Raw genomic sequence first — 20,077 nt, 5'->3', positions numbered from 1 at the left:
GTGTTCGCACTTTGGCAGTGCCTTTTCTCCTGTTTCCCCGACGTCTCTTTCTGAAGGAATACGACGCATGCCCGTGAATCTCTCCGCTCCTCTTGCATCGGATTTGCACCCCGTGGCCGGTGTGCGCATCGGCGTGACCGAAGCCGGTGTGCGCAAGGCGCAGCGCAAAGACCTGACCGTGTTCCTGCTGGACGAAGGCACCACCGTCGCGGGCGTGTTCACGCAGAACCGTTTCTGCGCCGCGCCGGTACAGGTGTGCCGTGAGCACCTGGACGGCGGCCAGGCGATTCGCGCCATGGTGGTGAACACGGGCAACGCCAACGCCGGTACGGGCGCGGACGGCCTCGCGCGTGCGCGCGCCACCTGCGAGGCACTGGCTGGCCACCTGGGTCTGGCGGCCAGCCAGGTGCTGCCGTTTTCCACCGGCGTCATCATGGAGCCGCTGCCGCACGAGCGCATTGCAGCCGCGCTGCCCGCCGCGCTGGCCGATGCACAGCCCGGCCACTGGGCGCGCGCGGCCGAAGGCATCATGACCACCGACACGCTGCCCAAGGCGTTCAGCACGCAGGTGCAGTTGGGCGGTGCAACAGTGACCATTACCGGCATCTCCAAGGGCGCGGGCATGATCCGCCCCAACATGGCGACCATGTTGGGCTTCCTGGCCACGGATGCCTGCATCGCGCCCGAGTTGCTGCGCCCGCTCGTGCGCGAGCTGGCGGACCAGTCCTTCAACCGCGTGACCATCGACGGCGACACCAGCACCAACGACTCGTTCGTGCTGATGGCCACGCACAAGGCGCGGCACGCACCCATCACCTCGCTCGACAGCGCCGAGGGCCGTGTGCTCAAGGCCGCGTTGCTGGAAGTGGCGCAAAAGCTGGCACAGGCCATCGTGCGCGATGGCGAGGGTGCGACCAAGTTCATCACGGTGCGCGTGGAGGGCGGCCAGACGGGCGAAGAGTGCCGGCAGGTGGCCTATGCCATCGCGCATTCGCCGCTGGTCAAGACGGCCTTCTTTGCCAGCGACCCGAACCTGGGCCGCATCCTGGCGGCCGTGGGCTACGCAGGCATTGCGGACCTGGACCAGACCAAGATCGACCTGTTTCTGGACGACGTGCATGTGGCCGTGCAGGGCGGGCGCAATCCGGCCTACCGCGAGGAAGACGGCCAGCGCGTGATGAAGCAAAGCGAGATCACCGTGCGCGTGGTGCTGGGCCGCGGTGCGGCGGTGGACACGGTGTGGACCTGCGACCTGAGCCACGACTACGTGACCATCAACGCGGATTACCGCTCTTGAATGCTTCCCTTTTGATAGCTGTCAGCGCTTGTTAGATAAGCGCTAGAGCCGAAAATGACTGATAAATTCGACCAGCTGATCGCGCGTGCGGAGCAGCTCATCTCCCGTATCGAGGCGGTCTTGCCGCAGCCATTGTCGGCGCCGGACTGGGCGGCCTCCATCGCCTGGCGTTACCGCAAACGCAGCGGCGGCCATGGTGTGCTGGAGCCGGTGCGCCATGTGGCCGCCATGCAGCTGTCCGATCTCAAGGAGATCGATGCGCAGAAGGAAAAGATCCAGCGCAACACCCAGCAGTTCGTCGAAGGCAAGCCCGCCAACAACGTGCTGCTGACCGGTGCGCGCGGCACGGGCAAGTCCTCGCTCATCAAGGCATGCCTGAACAGCTATGCACCCCAGGGCCTGCGTCTGATCGAGGTGGACAAGGCGGACCTGACGGATCTGCCCGACATTGTGGACGTGGTCTCCGGCCGGCCCGAGAAGTTCATCGTTTACTGCGATGACCTGAGCTTTGAGGATGGAGAGGCCGGGTACAAGGCCCTTAAGTCGATCCTGGACGGCTCGGTCGCCGCGGCCACACCCAATGTGCTGGTGTATGCCACCAGCAACCGGCGCCACCTGCTCCCTGAATACATGAAGGAGAACCTGGGCTACACCCACACCGACGATGGCGAGGTCCATCCGGGCGAGGCGGTGGAGGAAAAAATCTCCCTGTCCGAGCGCTTCGGCCTGTGGGTGAGCTTCTACCCGTTCAGCCAGGACGAGTACCTGGCCATCGTGGCGCAGTGGCTGGCTGCGCTGGGCGTGCCCGCCCAAGCTATCGAGGCGGCGCGCCCGCAGGCGCTGGTGTGGGCGCTGGAGCGCGGCTCGCGCAGCGGCCGCGTGGCCTATCAATTTGCCCGGGATTTCGCAGGGCGGGAGGGCGAGGGCGCATGAGCGAATCGAACAGCACGCCACAGCGCAAGCACACCGAGGTCGCCGTGGGCATTCTGCTGCGAGAGGACGGGGCGATGCTGTTGTCCACCCGCCCCACGGGCAAGCCCTACGCGGGCTACTGGGAGTTCCCGGGCGGCAAGATCGAAGCCGGGGAAACCGTGGAGCAGGCGCTGCGCCGCGAACTCATCGAGGAATTGGGCGTGACCATCGGCCCGGTGGAGGCCTGGAAGGTGACCGAGCATGACTACCCGCATGCCCTCGTGCGCCTGCACTGGTGCAAGGTGCGCGAATGGAGCGGTGCGTTCGAAATGCGCGAGGGCCAGACCATGGCCTGGCAGCACTGGCCGCTGCAGGTCAAGCCGGTGCTGCCGGGCGCCTATCCCGTGCTGCAGTGGCTGGCCGAGGAGCGTGGCGAGGTGTTCGACGCTTCGCTGCTGGCGTGAGACGTTGCTTCAAAATACATAGCTGCTTGCGCTTGCTGGATAAGCGTTAGCAGCCTTTTCTTCAAATATCACGGCTGGCGCTTGGGATCGCCGAACTCCGCATCCTCCGGCGGCGCCTCGGCCGGCATGCGGAAATCTTCGGCTGCCCAGGCCCCCAGATCGATCTGCTTGCAGCGTTCACTGCAAAACGGGCGGAAGCGGTTGGCCGGGCTGTACAGGCTCGGGCCGCCGCAGGTCGGGCAAGGCACTCGCTTGCCTTGGGGCGCAGGTGTGTCGGAGCGGGAGGGTGTGCCGGTCATGTCGTGTCAGGCGCACAGGGTCAGTTCAAATGCCGCGTCCTCGGTGCTGGGAACCAGGCGGCCGCCTTCTTCCTGGCGCATCAGCCGCACCGAAACGATGAGGCGGTTGCCGCTGATCTCCGGGATGAGTTGCAGTGCAGGGTCGATTGCCAAGCGCAGCAGCTGGAAGGTGCGGCCCTGGGGCAGGTTCTGCTGGAACTGCCCGCGCTCGGCCGCCACTTTCTGCGGCAGCCCCGAATCACGCAGCAGGCGCAGCAGCACGTAGACGGACTCTGCCAACGGCCCCAGCGTGGCGGCCCAGTGGTGCAGGTCGTGCTGGCGGTCCTGGGGCGGACGGTGCTGCCACGCGTAGTAGGCGGGCAGATCGAAGCCGCAGGTGCCCCCGGGGATGCCCACGCGGCTGCGAATGCTCATGAGCCAATCGTTCTCGGTCAACGCCTGGCCGGCCTTGCCGGTTTGCGCGTTGAGTGCGGCAAAGCACTGGTCGAGCTGGGCGATCACGCCGTCCAGGGCTTCCTCGGAGATGGAGGGGTTGCCGCGATAGGCATCCAACTGGTGCTTGTGCTTTTCCAGATCCTTGAGCACGTCGGCTTTGAGATCGGCGCGGGCCGCCACGTCCATGACCTCGAACATGGTCACGAGGGCATAGTGATGGTCCAGGGGATGCGGGCGCGCGATGAGCTCGCCCAGCCGGCGAAACAGCTGCTCAAGCCGCAGATAGGTTCTCAGGCGTTCGTTGAAAGGGTATTCGTAAAGGATCACGCTACGGGGTTCCTGAGTGCGCACGGTGTGGGGCGGGGTGCGAGCGCTGCGCTGCGGCAGACCATTGCACACCACGCCGGTGCGAACACATCATAGCCCGAAGAATACGGCGATCTCGCGTGCCTTTGTTTGCAAATCTGACAGCGCCAACCCGTCGTTGTAGATCACCAGGTCGGCGGCCGCGCGGCGCGTGGCGCGTGGGCTCTGTGTGGCCATGATGGCGCGCACGGCATCGGCGGTCAGACCGCTGCGCATCTGCACACGCTGAATCTGCGTCTCCTCCCGGCAATCTACGACCAGGACAGCGTCCAGCTGCCGGGCCCAACGGGGCGACTCCGTCAGCAGCGGAATGTCGAGCACGATGAGTGCGTGGCCCGCGCGGTGCGCCTGTGCTGCAGCGTGTGCGATCTCGCGTCCCACGAAGGGGTGAACGATGGCTTCCAGGCGCTGCTTCGCCGTGGGATCGCTGAAAACGAGGGTGCGCATGCGTGCCCGGTCCAGCGCGCCGTCGGTGATGTAGTCGGGGCCGAACTCGTCGCGCAGGGCCGCGATAGCGGCGCCTTCCGCCTCGGTCACCGAGCGGGCGATGGCATCGGCGTCGATCAGTGCCGCGCCGTTCTGTCGCAACATGCCGGCCACCGTGCTTTTGCCGCTGCCGATGCCGCCCGTCACGCCCAGTTTCACCGAGCGGGGACCGGCCTGCCGAGAGCCCACCTTAGAGCCCCAGCACGGAAAAGACGGCCTGCATGATGCGCCCGGGGCCCCACAGCATGGCGGCCATGCCTCCTCCCACCAGGAACGGGCCGAAGGGGACGTACTTGCCTTCGCGCAGGGTGCTGGCCAGCTTCATGGCGATGCCGACGATGGCGCCGATGACCGAGGCCAGCAGAATGATCGGTACGAGCGCCTGCCAGCCAAACCAGGCGCCCAGGGCGGCGAACAGTTTGAAGTCGCCATAGCCCATGCCCTCCTTGCCTGTGGCCAGCTTGAACCCCCAGTACACGGACCAGAGGGACAGGTAGCCCGCTGCGGCGCCGATGACGGCATCCACGGGCTGCACTTCAATCCAGCGCAAGACGGCCGCAAGCAGGCCCGCCCACAGCAACGGCAACGTGATGTCGTCGGGTAAAAGCGTGGTGTCCCAGTCGATGCATGCCAGTGTGACCAGCGCGGCCGAGAAACCGCACCACGCGGCGGTCGTGAGGCTCCAGCCCCAGCGGAGCGCGCATGCATAGAACAAGGCACCCGTCGCCAGCTCTACCAGCGGATACCGGGGGCTGATGCGCGTGCCGCAACCCGCGCACCGGCCTCGCAGGGCTAAATAGCTCAGGACCGGAATGTTTTCGTACCAGCGGATCGCGTGGCCGCAGGAGGGGCAGCGTGAACGCGGCTTGGACAGGCTGAGGGGCTCGTTGTCGGTCTCAGGAGGCGCCGCCGTGGAAAGCAGCCCTACATCCTGCCCGTACTGCCGGCATTCTGCGGCCCATTGCCGTTCCATCATGCGCGGAAGGCGATGGATCACGACGTTGAGAAAGCTTCCGATCAGCATCCCCAGGACGCCCACCAGCACGGCGTCCACTGCTAGCGAGCCTGACATCAAACCACTTGCCCGAGCTTGAAGATCGGAAGGTACATGGACACCACGATGCCACCGATCAGCGTGCCCAGGAACACGATGATGATGGGCTCCATCAGGCTGGACAGGCCGGCCACCATTTCATCCACTTCGGCTTCATAGAAGTCGGCGGCCTTGCCCAGCATGTGGTCGATGGAGCCGGATTCCTCGCCGATCGCACACATCTGCAGCACCATGGAGGGGAATACGTTGGCATTCCCCATGGCGGCCGTCAGGCTGGTACCTGTGGAGACTTCCTGCTGAATCTTCTCCGTCGCGATGGCGTAGACCGAGTTGCCCGATGCACCGGCCACCGAGTCCAGTGCCTCCACCAATGGCACACCGGCAGCGAACATGGTCGACAGGGTGCGGGTCCAACGGGCAACGCAGGACTTGTCGATCAATGCACCGAAGATGGGCATTTTCAACAGGAAACGGTCCATGAAACGCTGCATTTTCTCGCTGCGCTTCCAGGCCTGCATGAAGAAGTAGAACCCCCCGCCGATGACGCCGAATATCAGCCACCAGTAAGCCACGAAGAATTCGCTGATGGCCATCACGAACAGGGTAGGAGCGGGCAGGTCGGCTCCGAACGAGGTGAAAACCTCTTTGAACGCGGGAATCACGAAAATCATGATGATCGTCACCACGACAAACGCAACGATGATCACCGAGATCGGGTACATCAGCGCCGACCGGATCTTGGATTTGATGGCCTCGGTCTTCTCCATGTACAGGGCCAGCCGGTCGAGCAACGCTTCCAGGATACCGGCAGCTTCGCCGGCCTCTACGAGGTTGCAGTAAAGGCTGTCGAAGTACATCGGATATTTACGGAATGCGGCATTCAGGGACGTTCCTGTCTCCACATCTCCGCGGATATCGTTGAGCAGCTTGGTCACACTGGGATTGGTATTACCCCGGCCCACGATATCAAATGCCTGAAGCAGTGGAACGCCGGCCTTCATCATCGTGGCCATCTGGCGCGTGAACAGCGCGATGTCTTTGGGCTTGATCTTTTTGCCCGCGCTCATCCGGCGCTTCTTGATCTTGGTTGGCAGAACGCCCTGCCTCCGCAGCGTTGCTTTGACCTGGTTCTCTCCCGCGGCGCGTACTTCGCCGCGCACGATCTTGCCGCTACGATCCTTGCCCTCCCACTCGAAGACAAAGTCCTTGATGCCCCTCGCTGCAACGGTCGCCATTGTTTTCTCTCTCGATTTGTTTATTCGTTGGTGACAGCCAAGACCTCTTCCAACGAGGTCAATCCCATTTTTGCCTTGTGAAGCCCGGATTCACGCAGAGAACGGACGCCTTCCAGGCGTGCCTGTTCGGCGATTTCCAGTGCGCTTCCATCGCGCAGGATGATGCGCTGGATTTCTTCGGACACCGGCATGACTTGATAAATGCCCACGCGCCCCTTGTATCCGTTATTGCAGGCGGAGCAGCCCACCGGTCGGTAGGTAACCCATGAGCCGTCGATCTCCTCGTCCCGGTAGCCGGCCTCCAGCAGCGTCTCATGCGGAATGTCCACGGGCGCCTTGCAATTGGGGCACAAGCGACGCGCCAGTCGCTGCGCCGTAATAAGAATCACGCTGGATGCGATATTGAAGGGCGCGATGCCCATATTGCGCATGCGCGTCAATGTCGTGGGAGCGTCATTGGTGTGCAGGGTAGAGAGCACCAAGTGACCCGTCTGCGCGGCTTTGATTGAAATGTCTGCCGTTTCCAGATCCCGGATTTCACCCACCATGATGATGTCCGGATCTTGGCGAAGGAATGACTTAAGCGCGACGGCAAACGTGAGGCCGGCTTTCTCATTGACGTTGACTTGGTTCACGCCCGGGAGATTGATTTCCGAGGGGTCCTCAGCGGTCGCAATATTGACGCCGGGCTTGTTCAACAAATTGAGACATGTGTAGAGCGACACGGTCTTCCCGGAGCCCGTGGGTCCGGTCACCAGGATCATTCCATAAGGGCGGTTGATGGCCTGCAGTAAACGCTCCTTTTCCTCGGGCTCATATCCCAGTGCGTCAATACCCAGCTTGGCGCTGCTCGGATCGAGAATACGGATCACGATCTTCTCGCCAAAGAGCGTAGGCAGTGTGCTGACGCGGAAATCGATAACCCGGTCCGGCCCAACCTTGAGCTTCATGCGGCCATCCTGGGGCACGCGTTTTTCCGAAATATCCAGACGGGAGATCACCTTGATGCGCGAGGCCAGCTTCTCCTTGATTGCAATAGGCGGCGATGCGATTTCGCGCAATTCGCCATCTATGCGGAAGCGGACACGGTAATGGTGCTCGTAGGGCTCAAAATGCAGATCGGATGCACGCATATTGAAGGCATCCAGCAGCATCTTGTGCAGAAATTTGACAACGGGAGCATCCTCGACTTCCGCGGGATTGTCGGCATCCTCGTCCGGAGCTTCATCAACGGGAATGTCGCCGAACTCAAAATCATTACTACTGTTAATGCCGTCGAGCGTTTCTGTACCGCTCTTTGTGCTCGCCTCAATCAAGCGGAGCAGTTTGTCATATTCCGCGATGATCCAGTCCACCCCCATTTGTGTGGTGAACTTGATCTTTTCTGCGGCCTCTTGAAATGTCGGATCCGCGGTGGCGACTATGAGCCGGTTATTGCGCTTACTGAGAGCGATGACTTTGTAGGACTGGCACAGTTTGACGTCCAACAGATCTTTGGGGATGCGCTGCCGGTCGATCGCATCGACATCTAGCAAGGGGGCACCAAATACGGTGGATACCGTATGGGCTAGATCACTTGGCGTGATGATTTTCGATTCCGTGAGCTCTGCAATAAAGCTACTGCGGCTATTTTGTGACTTTTTGTAAATCTCTTCCGCCGCTTTTTGATCCAATTTGCCCACAGACATCAACGCGCGCGCCAGTCCGGGTAAGGCAATGGGTTGAGCTTCTTTCTGTGTGTCGATAGCAGCCATGTAACTAGCGGATTCTTATGGAAGGAAGGGAAACTCTTCAATCATCGCCGATCGCCCAAGGTGTGTACAGGCTTAATGGCGCAAGCGTTGTGTGAGTGACATTTGCCCCAGCCGGCGGCTCAAGGGCAGCATGGGCTCTGCGAGGGCAACCGCATTAAAGATATGCGGTTCCTTGGCACCCGCGCGGCGTCCAGATGCAAAAAAGCCCCGCGATGCAGGGCTTGGGCATGAAAATAACTGGTCGGGGTGAGAGGATTCGAACCTCCGGCCTCTACGTCCCGAACGTAGCGCTCTACCAGGCTAAGCTACACCCCGATTCTGCCGCGGTCGCCGATGCTAAGTTCGACGCTCCAACAGCTGAGCCGCTAATTGTAGCAAACCTTTGGTGTATGGATTGGCGGGAAGCTTGGCGGCGGCATCCATCGCCAGCCGGGCCTGGGCGGCGGCCGCGTCGCGGGTGGCGGTCAGGGCGCCTGTCTCGCGGATGATGGCGATGACGGGCTGGAGTTCGTCGGCGCTGCCCGTTTCGATGACGTTGCGCAGCAACTCGCGCTGCGCCTGGCTGCCGCGCTGCATGGCGATGATGAGGGGGAGCGTGACCTTGCCCTCGCGCAGATCGTCGCCGAGGTTCTTGCCCATCTCCTGCGCGTCGCCGTCGTAGTCCAGCACGTCGTCGATGACCTGGAAGGCCGTGCCCAGCGCCTGGCCGTAGTCGGCGCAGGCTTGCTCGATGTCGGGCGTGCTGCCGGCCAGGATGGCGGCGAGCCGGGCGCTGGCCTCGAACAGCTTGGCGGTCTTGGAGCGGATGACGTGGAGGTATCCGGCCTCGTCCAGGGACGCGTCATGGGTGTTCATGAGCTGTTGGACTTCCCCCTCGGCGATCACGTTGGTCGCGTCGGCCAGCACTTGCAGGATGCGCATGCTGCCTGCCTCCACCATCATCTGGAAGGAGCGTGTGTGCAGGAAGTCGCCCACCAGCACGCTCGCCGGGTTGCCGAAGGTCTCGTTGGCGGTGGGCCGGCCGCGGCGCAGGGTGGATTCGTCCACCACGTCGTCGTGCAGCAGGGTGGCCGTGTGGATGAATTCCACTACCGCCGCGAGGTTGAATCGCTGCTCCCCCTTGTATTCGAGCGCGCCGCAGGTCAGCAGCAGCAGCGCCGGGCGCAGGCGCTTGCCGCCCGCCGAGATGATGTACTGGGCTACGCTGCCCACAAGCGGGACGGACGATTGCAGCCGCGCTGCAATGACCTTGTCCACCTCCCGCATGTCGTCGGCAATCAGGGCGAGGGTGGCGGCGGTGCTGGGGGAGTTGGCGGCCAAGGTGATCGGTGGTGGTGAAGTGAAGCGGCAATTATAGGAAGCGCCCCAGGGGGGCCTGGGGGACCCTCCGGCGCTGTGTCGCGTTGCCTGGATCGGTTTCGGGTGCTTGTGATAGAATCTTTGGTTCTGTGGAAATCCGTCCGCAGAACTCCAATTTCAGATTCGAGGTTTACATGTACGCGGTCATAAAAACCGGCGGCAAGCAGTATCGCGTTGCCGCTGGCGAAAAAATCAAGGTAGAACAGATTGCTGCGGAAGTAGGCCAGGAGATCGTGATCGACCAGGTTCTGGCAGTCGGCAACGGCGCTGAACTCAAGGTCGGCACGCCCCTGGTGTCCGGCGCAACGGTGAAGGCTACGGTCGTGGCCCACGGCAAGCACGACAAGGTGCGCATCTTCAAGCTGCGCCGTCGCAAGCACTATCAGAAACGTCAAGGCCATCGTCAGCAGTTCACCGAACTGCAGATCCAGGCGATTGCTGCTTAAATCAGGGAGCTGATCTCATGGCACAGAAAAAAGGCGGCGGCTCTACGCGAAACGGGCGCGACTCGAAGCCCAAAATGCTCGGCGTGAAGGCTTACGGTGGTGAGCTGATCAGCGCGGGTTCCATCATCGTGCGCCAGCGTGGCACGCGCATCCATCCCGGCGTGAACGTCGGCGTGGGCAAGGACCACACGCTGTTTGCCCTGGTGGATGGCCACGTGTCGTTCGGCACGAAGGGCGCTCTGTCCAAGCACACGGTCAGCGTGACGCCTGCTTAAGGCCCTTCGCCGCTGAAGCGACAACAAAGCCCCGACCCGTCGGGGCTTTGTTGTTTTCAGCGCCTGGCGCAGCCGCGCGCATGCGTGATGGCGCTCTTTTGCGCACCCTCCGGCGCCCAGGTGCGCTTTTTGTAAACTGGATACCCATGAAGTTCGTCGACGAAGCCTTTATTGACGTAGCCGCCGGTGACGGTGGCAACGGCTGTGTCTCGTTCCGGCACGAGAAATACAAGGAGTTCGGGGGGCCCGACGGTGGAGACGGCGGGCGTGGGGGGCATGTGTTCGCCGTGGCCGACCCCAATCTCAACACCCTGGTCGACTTCCGCTATTCACGCCGGCACGAGGCCAAGCGTGGCGAGCACGGCATGGGCTCCGACATGTTCGGCGCGGCAGGCGCCGACATCACGCTCAAGATGCCCGTGGGCACCATCATCAGCGACGCGGATACCGGCGAGCTGCTGTACGAGCTGCTCACGCCGGGCGAGGTGGTCACGATCGCCAAGGGCGGGGACGGCGGCTTCGGCAACCTGCGCTTCAAGAGCGCCATCAACCGCGCGCCGCGCCAGAAGACGCCGGGCTGGCCCGGGGAGCGCAAGAGCCTGAAGCTGGAGCTCAAGGTGCTGGCGGACGTGGGGCTGCTGGGCATGCCCAATGCCGGCAAATCCACCTTCATCGCCGCGGTCTCCAACGCGCGCCCGAAAATCGCCGACTATCCGTTCACCACGCTGCACCCCAACCTGGGCGTGGTGCGCGTGGGGCCGGAGCAGAGCTTCGTGGTGGCCGACATCCCCGGCCTGATCGAGGGCGCATCCGAGGGCGCGGGCCTGGGCCACCAGTTCCTGCGCCACCTGCAGCGCACGCGGCTGCTGCTGCACGTGGTGGACATGGCGCCGTTCGACGAATCCGTCGATCCCGTGGCGCAGGCCAAGGCCATCGTGGCCGAGCTCAAGAAATACGACACCCAGCTGTACGAGAAGCCGCGCTGGCTGGTGCTCAACAAGCTGGACATGGTGCCATCCGAAGAGCGCGCTGCGCGGGTGAAGGACTTCGTGAAACGCTTCAAATGGAAGGGCCCCGTGTTCGAAATCTCCGCGCTGACGCGCGAAGGCTGCGAGCCCCTGGTGCAGTCCATCTTCCAGCACGTGCACGCCCAGCAGTTGGCGCAGAATGCGCCGGCTGAGGTGGACCCGCGCTTCGCTGGTGAGCCACCGCGTGGGTGATGCGAGGATTGCTATTTAATTTATAGCTGTTGGCGCTTGCCTGACAAGCGCTAGGGCCTAATTTCTTATAAAAATGGTGTCCAGTGTATTGCGCGACGCGCGTCGCATCGTGGTCAAGGTAGGGTCCAGTCTCGTCACGAATGAGGGACGGGGGCTGGACGAGGTGGCCATTGGGGAGTGGTGCCGCCAACTGGCAGCGCTGGTGCGGGGGCAGGGGGGCGAGCCGCGCGAGGTCATCATGGTCTCCAGCGGAGCGATCGCCGAAGGCATGAAGCGCCTGGGCTGGAGCAGCCGCCCCGGCGAGATCCACGAACTGCAGGCCGCTGCCGCCGTGGGACAGATGGGGCTGGCGCAGATGTACGAGACCAAGCTGCGCGAGCAATCCATGGGCAGTGCGCAGGTGCTGCTGACCCATGCCGACTTGGCGGACCGCGAGCGCTACCTGAATGCCCGCTCCACCCTGCTGACGCTGCTGCGCCTGGGCGTGGTGCCGGTGATCAATGAGAACGACACCGTAGTCACCGATGAGATCAAGTTTGGTGACAACGATACTCTGGGGGCTCTCGTCGCCAACCTCGTCGAAGCCGACGCGCTGGTGATCCTGACCGACCAGAAGGGGCTGTACACCGCCGATCCGCGGCGCGACCCGCAGGCGCAGTTCGTCCACGAGGCACAGGCTGGCGATGCGGCGCTGGAGGCGATGGCCGGCGGCGCGGGCTCCAGCATCGGCAAGGGCGGGATGATCACCAAGATCCTCGCGGCCAAACGTGCGGCGGGCTCGGGTGCTTCCACCGTCATCGCATGGGGGCGGGAGCCGGACGTGCTGCTGCGGCTGGCCCGGGGCGAATCGATCGGCACGTTGCTCGTGGCGCAGACGCAGAAGAACCAGGCGCGCAAGCAGTGGATGGTGGACCACCTGCAACTGCGCGGCTCCGTGACGGTGGATGCCGGCGCGGCGGCCAAGCTGCGCGAAGACGGCAAGAGCCTGCTGCCGATCGGCATGGTGGCGGTGGAGGGCGACTTCGTGCGCGGCGATGTGATCGCGGTGCGCGACCCCGGCGGCACAGAGATCGCCCGCGGTCTCGCCAACTATGCGAGCGCCGAGGCGCGCCTGCTGTGCCGCAAGCCTTCCGCAGAGTTTGAGCGCCTGCTGGGGTACGCGGCCGAACCGGAGATGGTTCACCGCGACAACATGGTGGTGCTCGGCGCGCGATGACGCTTAAGAAGGGTGCGTCTTGCGGACGCGTGCCTTCTTACACACGCTAGGCATCCAGTGGCTTCTTGGGGACGGGCAGGGTAGGCAGCGCCTCCAACGGCGCTGGCACGCTGTTTTGCGGGTCAGGGTCGAAGCTGGCGCCCGGAGGCAGTTCCATACCGGGCTTGACCAACAGTGAACTGGTACGGGGCAGCGAGGCTTGACCGCTGCTTTCGTGCTCGCGCGTACGCATGCCGCTGCGCAAATAGCGGTTGCGCTGTTCGTGGCGCGGCAGAAAACGCGCCAGTTCAGTCAGCGCCATCTCATATACGCCTCGCTTGAACTCGACCACCACGTCCAGCGGAACCCAGTAGTCGTTCCAACGCCAGGCATCGAACTCTGGATGGTTGGTGGCGCGCAGGTTCAGGTCCCAGTCGTGCCCCAGCAATTGCAGCAGGTACCAGATCTGTTTCTGACCCTTGTAGTGTCCGCGTGCATCGCGGCGGATGAACCGGTCTGGCACCTCGTAGCGCAACCAGTCCCGCGTACGGGCAATCACACGCACCTGGGGCGGCAGCAGTCCTACCTCTTCGTGCAGTTCCCGGAACATGGCCTGCTCGGGGGTTTCTCCGCGGTCGATGCCGCCTTGAGGGAACTGCCAGCTATGGGTGCGTATGCGCTTGCCCCAGAATACCTGGTTTCTCTGGTTGAGCAGGATGATGCCGACATTTGGGCGGAATCCGTCCCGGTCGAGCATAATCTAACCCCAAATTTTTAAAACTGCGGTCATTATGCACGCTACCTCGCGTGCGGCAAGCGCACCCGCCCCAGTTGTCAAGCCCGTTCGATGAAAGCTTCCCAATTTTTCATTTCCACCTTGAAAGAGGCGCCTGCCGACGCCGAGGTTGTCAGTCACCAACTCATGATGCGCGCAGGCCTCATCAAGAAGTTGGGTGCCGGGATTTACAACTACATGCCCATGGGCCTGCGCGTGATCCGCAAGGTGGAAGCCATCGTGCGCGAGGAGATGAACCGCGCAGGTGCCGTGGAATGCACCATGCCCGTGGTGCAGCCCGCCGAGCTGTGGCAGGAGACTGGGCGCTTCGACAAGATGGGCCCCGAGTTGCTGCGTATTCACGACCGCCATGGGCGTGACTTCGTGATCCAGCCCACCAGCGAGGAAGTGGTCACTGACATCGCACGCCAGGAGCTGCGCAGCTACAAGCAGCTGCCCAAGAACCTCTACCAGATCCAGACCAAGTTCCGCGATGAACGCCGCCCGCGCTTCGGACTGATGCGCGGGCGCGAATTCATCATGAAGGACGCCTACAGCTTCGACCGGGACCAGGCCGGCGCCAAGGCGAGCTACCAGGTGATGGCCCAGGCCTATCGCCGCATCTTCGACCGCTTCGGCCTGCGCTACCGCGCCGTGGCGGCGGATTCGGGCGCCATCGGCGGCGACTTGAGCGAAGAGTTCCAGGTGATCGCCGCCACGGGTGAGGACGCGATCGTCTACTGCCCCGCCAGCGATTACGCGGCCAACATGGAAAAAGCCGAAGCGCTGGCCCCCGCGGGCGCGCGTCCCGCGGCCAAGCAGCCGCTGACGGTGACACCCACGCCCGGCAAGAGCACCTGCGCGGACGTGGCCGAACTGCTGAGCGTGCCGCTGAGCACCACGGTGAAGTCGCTGGTGCTGGCCACGGACGAAACCGACGCGGCGGGCGAGATCATCCGCAGCCAGGTCTGGCTGCTGCTGCTGCGCGGCGACCACGACATGAACGAGATCAAGGTGGCCAAGGTGCCGGGCCTGGACGCGGGTTTCCGCTTTGCCACCGTGGCCGAGATCGTGGACCACTTTGGCTGCAAGCCGGGCTACCTGGGCCCGCTGAACCTGCAGAAGCCGGTGAAGCTGGTGGTGGACCGCGACGTGGCCGTGATGGCCGACTGGATCTGCGGAGCCAACCAGGAAGGTCACCACCTCACCGGCGTGAACTGGGGCCGCGACCTGCCGGAGCCCGACATGGTGGCCGACCTGCGCAATGTGGTGGCTGGCGACCTGTCGCCGGACGGCCAGGGGGAACTTGCCATCGAGCGCGGCATCGAAGTCGGCCACGTGTTCTACCTCGGCACCAAGTATTCCAAAGCCATGAATGCCACCTTCCTCGGCGAAGACGGCAAGCCCGCCTTCTTCGAGATGGGCTGCTACGGCATTGGCGTCACGCGCCTGCCGGCAGCGGCCATTGAGCAGAACCATGACGAGCGCGGCATCATCTGGCCCGACGCCATCGCCCCGTTCACCGTGGTCATCTGCCCCGTGGGCATGGACCGCAGCGAAGCCGTCAAGGCACAGGCCGAGTCGCTGTACGCCGACCTGCTAGCCGCCGGTGTGGACGTGATCCTGGACGACCGCGGCGAGCGCCCGGGCGCCATGTTTGCCGATTGGGAATTGATCGGCGTGCCCCATCGCGTGACCATTGGCGACAAGAGCCTCAAGGAAGGGCAGGTCGAATACCAGCACCGCCGCGATGCATCTGCCACCAAAGTGGGCGTGGCGGACATCCTGGCGCATGTGAAGGAACGGCTGGCAGCATGAACGCGGCGGGAGGTGGTCCAATGAGCGACGAACGGCAGGGCCGGCTGTCGCGCCGCGCCTGCCTGGCTTCGCTGGCGGCGGGGCCGGCTGCATGGCTGGGCGTGGCTGCACCTGCGCATGCGGGGAGCCAGCTGGAGGAGCCGTTGATCGATTCCGTGCGCACCGCGCTCAGCTCCGCCGTGGCAGACCTGGCACCGCCCGAGCCGCTATTTGCCTCCACCGAGGCACGCCTGCTGTATCTGCGCTGGCTTGGCACCATGAGCGACCGCCTGCGCCGACGCAAGCCCGAATGGGAAGTGCGCCGCGACTTCCTGCAGACGGTGTGGTACGAGTCCAAGCGCTCGGGGCTGGATGTGTCGCTGGTCATGGGCCTGATCCAGGTGGAGAGCGCATTCCGCAAGTTCGCCGTCTCTCCGGTGGGTGCGCGCGGCTATATGCAGGTGATGCCATTCTGGACCCGCGTGATCGGTGACGGCGACCCGGGCAAGCTGTTCCACATGCAGACCAACCTGCGCTTTGGCTGCGTGATCCTGCGCCACTACCTCGACCGCGAGCGGGGCGACCTGTACATGGCGCTGGGCCGCTACAACGGCAGCCGGGGCAAGGCGCCGTATCCGAGCGCCGTGTTCGCAGCGCAGCGCAACTGGTTCTTCCAGGAGCGTACTTCGGACGCCTGATCTGCCGTCGGCCAGCGGGCCATACCGCGTCTTGCAGATGGCCACACACGCCGGCTGGTGCTGCCCTTGTCAGCAGCGCCGCCCCTTATTCAACGGGCAGCACTGGTTTGGACGCGCCTTCCAGCCTTGATACCATCACCTGGTCGATGCGATAGCTGTCCACGTCCAGCACTTCGAACTTGTAGCCCCCGAAGGTCACGCTGTCGGTGCGGCGCGGCACCCGGCGCAGCATCACCATCAGAAAGCCCGCCAGGGTCTCGTACTCATCGGCGTGCGGCAGCTCGTCCAGGCCGAGGGCGTGCAGCACGTCGGACACGGGCGTGGTGCCGTCGATGAGCCAGGAATTATCGTCGCGACGCACGATCTGCTCCTCATCCGCCGGGCCCACCAGGTCACCCATCACCGTGCTCATCACATCGTTGAGTGTGACCACGCCCACGACCAGGCTGTATTCGTTGACGATGACGGCGAAGTCCTCATGCACCTGGCGGAACTGCTCCAGCACTTCGGCCAGCGACAGCCGGTCCGGCACGATGAGCACCTTGCGTACCAGGCCCTCGTCGGCCAGCGAGATGGGTTGGTTGTTCAGCACGCGCTGGAACAGGTCCTTGGCGTCCACGTAGCCGACCACGTGGTCGATGTCGCCTTCGCACACGGGGTAGGTGGAAAACGGCTCGGCCGCAATGCGTGCGCGGATCACCGTGTCGGGATCGTCGCGCAGGAAATAAGCCACGCGGTCGCGCGGCGACATGCTGCTCGCCACGCTGCGCGTGTCCAGCTCGAACACGTTCTCGATCACCTGCTGCTCGCGCGCGGCCAGCACGCCGGCGCGCGCGCCGGCTTCCATCATGGCCAGGATGTCATCGGAGGTGACGCGGTCGTCGCGCAGCGCGTTCATGCCCAGCACGCGGAACAGCAGGTCCGCGCAGCGGCTGTACAGCCATACCACGGGCCGCAACAGTGCCATGGTGGCCTGCATGGGCGCCACCACGCGCAGCGCCAGGCGCTCGGGCTCCGCCATGCCCATGCGCTTGGGGAACAGGTCGGCAAACAGGATGAACAGCGACGTGATGACGGTGAATGACAGCAGGAAACCCGCCGTCTGCGCATGCGATGCGCCCAGCCACATACTGAAGAAGCCGGAGAAGTGCGGGCTCAAGGTGCCTTCGCCCACGATGCCGCCCAGCACGGCCACGGCGTTCTGGCCGATCTGTACGGCGGTGAAATAGTCGCCCGGGTTTTCCTGCAGCCGCAGCACGCGGTCGGCGCGGTGGTCCCCCTCGTCGGCCAGTTGGCGCAGCCGCAGGCGGCGCGATGCCGCAAGGGAAATCTCGGCCAGCGAGAAGAAGGCACTGGCCCCGATGAGGGCGGTGATGACGATCAGGCTTTCGGACAAAGGCATGGAGCGAGGATGCAATGCCGCGCGCCTGTCGTGCAGCGGGGTGTGCCAAGCACGCAGACACGGGGCCAGGTGCCGCCAAGTGTAGCGGGCCCGCGTGGCGGGGCGCTGCGCGCGCCGGCGAACATAAAAAAACCGCCCGGTGTGGGCGGTTGGTCCATTGGCGGCAGGACGCGGCGCTTCAGGCGGCGTCGCCGGTGCCCAGCACCTGCTGCAGTTCGCCGGATTCGTACATCTCCATCATGATGTCCGAGCCACCGATGAACTCGCCCTTCACGTAGAGCTGGGGGATGGTGGGCCAGTGGCTGTAGTCCTTGATGCCCTGGCGGATTTCCTGGTCGTCCAGCACGTTCACGGTGGCGATATTCTTGGGGTCCACGCCGCAGGCCTTGAGGATCTGCACGGCGCGGCCCGAGAAGCCGCACATCGGAAAGCTGGCGTTGCCTTTCATGAACAGCAGAATGTCGTTGGTCTTGACCAGTTGGTCGATGCGTTGCTGGACGTCGCTCATGGGGTTCTCCTGAAGGGGGGCGCCCTGGGGCAGGGCGGCGATGGGGGGATTATTTCACTGCGGGGCGCCGCCGGGCATTGACCCGCCGGAGCATCGGGCTATGCCGGCCAGATCGTGGCGGCTTTGCACCTGGTCAAAGCCTGCGTCGCGCAGCAGTGCTTGCACGGCCTCGGCCTGGTCCCACCCATGCTCCAGCAGCAGCCAGCCGCCGGGCGCCAGCCGCGCAGGCGCCTGCGCCACGATGGTGCGGATGTCCTCCAGGCCGTCGGCGCCGCTGGCCAGCGCGGACAGCGGCTCATGGATGAGCGCGGCCAGGTGCGGGTCCTGCGCGGGGATGTAGGGCGGGTTGCTCACGATGGCATCGAACGGACCGTCCACCCCGTGCAGCCAGTTGCCCTGGATGAAGCGCACGGGCAGGCCCAACTGCCCGGCATTGGCGCGGGCCACGGCCAGCGCGTCGGCGCTGGCGTCCACGGCCAGCACCTGAGCGTCGGGGCGCTCATGCTGCAGCGCCAGGGCGATGGCCCCGCTGCCCGTGCCCAGATCGGCCACGCGCGGCGCGGTGCGGGTGGCCAGCATCTCCAGCGCCCACGCCACCAGTGTCTCGGTGTCCGGGCGCGGGTCCAGCACGCGCGCGTCCACGGACAGCGGCAGGCCCCAGAACTCTTTGCGCCCAAGAAGGTAGGCCACGGGTTCTCCCTTGGCCCGGCGCGCGCACAGCGCGGCGTACTGCTCCATGGCCACCGCGGGCAGCGTGTCGCCGTCGTGCGCCAGCAGCCAGGCGCGGTCGGCCGGCGCACGCCCCAGCACATGCAACAGCAGCATCTGCGCGTCGATGCGCCCCAGCCCTGCGGCTTGGGCCTGGGCCAACGCCTGGGCCAGCGTGATTGAAGGCATGGGTGCTTCTCTATAGATAGCTGTTGGCGCTTGCTGCGTGGGCGCTAGAGGCCAAAATCACTCCAAACCCAGTTCGGCCAGCAGTTCGGCTTCACGCGCATGCTGCAGGGCCTGCAGCACCTCGCCCAGGTCACCTTCCATGATGGCCAGCAGCTTGTACAGCGTGAGGTTGATGCGGTGGTCGGTGAGGCGCCCCTGCGGGAAGTTGTAGGTGCGGATGCGGTCGCTGCGGTCGCCGCTGCCGATCAGGCCCTTGCGCATCGCGGCTTCCTTGGCCGCGCGCTCGCTGCGCTCCTTTTCCTGGATGCGCGCCTGCAGCACCTGCAGCGCCTTGGCCTTGTTGCTGTGCTGGCTGCGGCCGTCCTGGCACTCGGCCACGATGCCGGTGGGCAAGTGCACCACGCGCACGGCCGAGTCGGTCTTGTTGATGTGCTGGCCGCCCGCGCCGCTGGCGCGGAAGGTGTCGATGCGCAGGTCCGCCGGGTTCAGCGTGATGGCCTGGTGCTCGTCGGGCTCGGGCATCACCGCCACGGTGCAGGCGCTGGTGTGGATGCGGCCCTGCGTCTCGGTGGCGGGCACGCGCTGCACGCGGTGGCCTCCGGATTCGAACTTGAGTGCGCCGTACACACCGCTACCGGAGGGGCTCGTACCGGGCTGGCCCTCGATGCGCAGCACCACTTCCTTGTAGCCGCCGATCTCGCTCTCGTTGGCGCTCATGACCTCGACCTTCCAACCCACGGTGGCGGCGTAGCGCGTGTACATGCGCGCCAGGTCGCCCGCGAACAGGGCGGATTCGTCGCCGCCCGTGCCGGCGCGGATTTCGATGAAGGCGTTGCGCTCGTCGTCGGGGTCTTTGGGCAGCAGCAGGCGCTGCAGCTCGTCCTCCAACTGCACCAGTTCGGTTTCTGCGGCGTGGATTTCCTCCTGCGCCATCTCGGCCATGTCGGGGTCTTCGAGCATCTCGCGCGCGCCGGCCAGGTCGGCCTCGCGCTGCTGGTAGCGAGCGTAGCGGCCCGCGACCTGGGTGACCTCGGCGTGCTCGCGCGAGATGCTGCGGTACTGCTGCATGTCCGCCATGATGTCTTCGCGCGAGAGCAGGAAGTCGAGTTCCTGCAGGCGTTGCGCGTAGCGTTCCAGCTGGCTGCGGAGAAAGGGTTTCATCAAGGGGTGTGAAAGAAGGGTTTTGCTACCAGTCTGGTAGCT

General features: G+C 64.5%; 21 protein-coding genes and 1 tRNA gene. 9 read left to right on the top strand and 13 right to left on the bottom strand.

What is annotated here, in order from left to right; genetic code table 11:
• Positions 1–67 precede the first annotated feature (67 nt).
• Genes argJ through BV908_RS08135 form a run of 3 tightly spaced genes read left to right on the top strand, consistent with a single transcriptional unit; the run spans position 68 to position 2,673 of the window.
• On the top strand, positions 68–1,297 hold the full coding sequence (gene argJ, locus BV908_RS08145; protein WP_103737797.1) for a bifunctional glutamate N-acetyltransferase/amino-acid acetyltransferase ArgJ: 1,230 nt from the start codon (positions 68–70) through the stop codon (positions 1,295–1,297).
• A 54-nt stretch (positions 1,298–1,351) separates the two neighbouring features.
• On the top strand, positions 1,352–2,230 hold the full coding sequence (locus BV908_RS08140) for an ATP-binding protein (RefSeq protein WP_011804247.1): 879 nt from the start codon (positions 1,352–1,354) through the stop codon (positions 2,228–2,230).
• Positions 2,227–2,673, top strand: a complete 447-nt coding sequence (locus tag BV908_RS08135) for an NUDIX domain-containing protein (RefSeq protein ID WP_047349963.1) — start codon at positions 2,227–2,229, stop codon at positions 2,671–2,673. The genes BV908_RS08140 and BV908_RS08135 overlap by 4 nt, the downstream gene beginning before the upstream one ends.
• Positions 2,674–2,741: 68 nt before the next feature.
• On the opposite strand, the gene BV908_RS08130 is transcribed toward BV908_RS08135, so the two are convergent.
• The 8 genes from BV908_RS08130 to BV908_RS08095 all read right to left on the bottom strand — a co-directional run bounded on the left by BV908_RS08130 (position 2,742) and on the right by BV908_RS08095 (position 9,622).
• Complete coding sequence (locus BV908_RS08130) at positions 2,742–2,972, bottom strand: DNA gyrase inhibitor YacG (protein WP_011804249.1); 231 nt, start codon at positions 2,970–2,972, stop codon at positions 2,742–2,744.
• Positions 2,973–2,978: 6 nt separating this feature from the next.
• Positions 2,979–3,734 (bottom strand): cell division protein ZapD, encoded by a 756-nt coding sequence (gene zapD / locus BV908_RS08125; RefSeq protein WP_012655747.1) that lies wholly within the window; start codon positions 3,732–3,734, stop codon positions 2,979–2,981.
• Between the two features lie 90 nt (positions 3,735–3,824).
• Positions 3,825–4,448, bottom strand: coding sequence for a dephospho-CoA kinase (coaE, locus tag BV908_RS08120; protein WP_103737796.1), 624 nt, complete (start codon positions 4,446–4,448; stop codon positions 3,825–3,827).
• A 1-nt stretch (position 4,449) separates the two neighbouring features.
• Positions 4,450–5,331, bottom strand: a complete 882-nt coding sequence (locus BV908_RS08115) for an A24 family peptidase (protein WP_103737795.1) — start codon at positions 5,329–5,331, stop codon at positions 4,450–4,452.
• On the bottom strand, positions 5,331–6,548 hold the full coding sequence (locus BV908_RS08110) for a type II secretion system F family protein (RefSeq protein WP_103737794.1): 1,218 nt from the start codon (positions 6,546–6,548) through the stop codon (positions 5,331–5,333). The genes BV908_RS08115 and BV908_RS08110 overlap by 1 nt, the downstream gene beginning before the upstream one ends.
• Before the next feature lie 20 nt (positions 6,549–6,568).
• Positions 6,569–8,302, bottom strand: coding sequence for a type IV-A pilus assembly ATPase PilB (gene pilB / locus BV908_RS08105; protein WP_012655751.1), 1,734 nt, complete (start codon positions 8,300–8,302; stop codon positions 6,569–6,571).
• Between the two features lie 238 nt (positions 8,303–8,540).
• Positions 8,541–8,617 (bottom strand) — tRNA-Pro (locus BV908_RS08100).
• Positions 8,618–8,638: 21 nt separating this feature from the next.
• Positions 8,639–9,622 carry a polyprenyl synthetase family protein gene (locus tag BV908_RS08095; protein ID WP_011804284.1) on the bottom strand — a complete coding sequence of 328 codons (984 nt, stop codon included), beginning with the start codon at positions 9,620–9,622 and terminating at the stop codon, positions 8,639–8,641.
• A 173-nt stretch (positions 9,623–9,795) separates the two neighbouring features.
• On the opposite strand from BV908_RS08095, the gene rplU reads away from it, so the two are divergent.
• The 4 genes from rplU to proB all read left to right on the top strand — a co-directional run bounded on the left by rplU (position 9,796) and on the right by proB (position 12,818).
• Complete coding sequence (rplU, locus tag BV908_RS08090) at positions 9,796–10,107, top strand: 50S ribosomal protein L21 (RefSeq protein WP_011804285.1); 312 nt, start codon at positions 9,796–9,798, stop codon at positions 10,105–10,107.
• A 17-nt stretch (positions 10,108–10,124) separates the two neighbouring features.
• Positions 10,125–10,382: a 50S ribosomal protein L27 gene (gene rpmA / locus BV908_RS08085; protein ID WP_011804286.1), complete on the top strand. Its 258-nt coding sequence runs from the start codon at positions 10,125–10,127 to the stop codon at positions 10,380–10,382.
• 146 nt (positions 10,383–10,528) lie between these two features.
• On the top strand, positions 10,529–11,602 hold the full coding sequence (gene cgtA, locus BV908_RS08080) for an Obg family GTPase CgtA (protein ID WP_103737793.1): 1,074 nt from the start codon (positions 10,529–10,531) through the stop codon (positions 11,600–11,602).
• Between the two features lie 73 nt (positions 11,603–11,675).
• Positions 11,676–12,818 carry a glutamate 5-kinase gene (gene proB, locus BV908_RS08075; protein ID WP_011804288.1) on the top strand — a complete coding sequence of 381 codons (1,143 nt, stop codon included), beginning with the start codon at positions 11,676–11,678 and terminating at the stop codon, positions 12,816–12,818.
• Positions 12,819–12,864: 46 nt separating this feature from the next.
• Here the strand turns inward: proB and BV908_RS08070 are convergent, their stop codons facing one another.
• A complete protein-coding gene (locus BV908_RS08070) occupies positions 12,865–13,554 on the bottom strand; it encodes an RNA pyrophosphohydrolase (RefSeq protein WP_011804289.1) in 690 nt (229 codons plus the stop codon).
• Positions 13,555–13,644: 90 nt separating this feature from the next.
• Here BV908_RS08070 and BV908_RS08065 point away from each other — a divergent pair, with 90 nt between their 5' ends.
• Both BV908_RS08065 and BV908_RS08060 read left to right on the top strand, forming a co-directional pair.
• On the top strand, positions 13,645–15,390 hold the full coding sequence (locus tag BV908_RS08065) for a proline--tRNA ligase (RefSeq protein ID WP_047349968.1): 1,746 nt from the start codon (positions 13,645–13,647) through the stop codon (positions 15,388–15,390).
• A gap of 20 nt (positions 15,391–15,410) precedes the next feature.
• Positions 15,411–16,067 (top strand): lytic transglycosylase domain-containing protein, encoded by a 657-nt coding sequence (locus BV908_RS08060; protein WP_011804291.1) that lies wholly within the window; start codon positions 15,411–15,413, stop codon positions 16,065–16,067.
• A gap of 85 nt (positions 16,068–16,152) precedes the next feature.
• Here the strand turns inward: BV908_RS08060 and BV908_RS08055 are convergent, their stop codons facing one another.
• The 4 genes from BV908_RS08055 to prfA form a co-directional block, all read right to left on the bottom strand.
• Positions 16,153–17,469, bottom strand: coding sequence for a hemolysin family protein (locus BV908_RS08055; protein ID WP_103737792.1), 1,317 nt, complete (start codon positions 17,467–17,469; stop codon positions 16,153–16,155).
• A gap of 178 nt (positions 17,470–17,647) precedes the next feature.
• Positions 17,648–17,977: a Grx4 family monothiol glutaredoxin gene (gene grxD / locus BV908_RS08050; RefSeq protein WP_011804293.1), complete on the bottom strand. Its 330-nt coding sequence runs from the start codon at positions 17,975–17,977 to the stop codon at positions 17,648–17,650.
• Positions 17,978–18,031: 54 nt separating this feature from the next.
• Positions 18,032–18,874 carry a peptide chain release factor N(5)-glutamine methyltransferase gene (prmC, locus tag BV908_RS08045; RefSeq protein WP_103737791.1) on the bottom strand — a complete coding sequence of 281 codons (843 nt, stop codon included), beginning with the start codon at positions 18,872–18,874 and terminating at the stop codon, positions 18,032–18,034.
• Between the two features lie 57 nt (positions 18,875–18,931).
• Positions 18,932–20,035: a peptide chain release factor 1 gene (gene prfA / locus BV908_RS08040; RefSeq protein WP_103737790.1), complete on the bottom strand. Its 1,104-nt coding sequence runs from the start codon at positions 20,033–20,035 to the stop codon at positions 18,932–18,934.
• Positions 20,036–20,077: the final 42 nt, after the last annotated feature.

The sequence above is a fragment of the Diaphorobacter sp. LR2014-1 genome (assembly GCF_002916785.1).
Taxonomy (GTDB): domain Bacteria; phylum Pseudomonadota; class Gammaproteobacteria; order Burkholderiales; family Burkholderiaceae_C; genus Diaphorobacter; species Diaphorobacter nitroreducens.
This window is presented reverse-complemented; position numbering and strand designations above follow the sequence as displayed.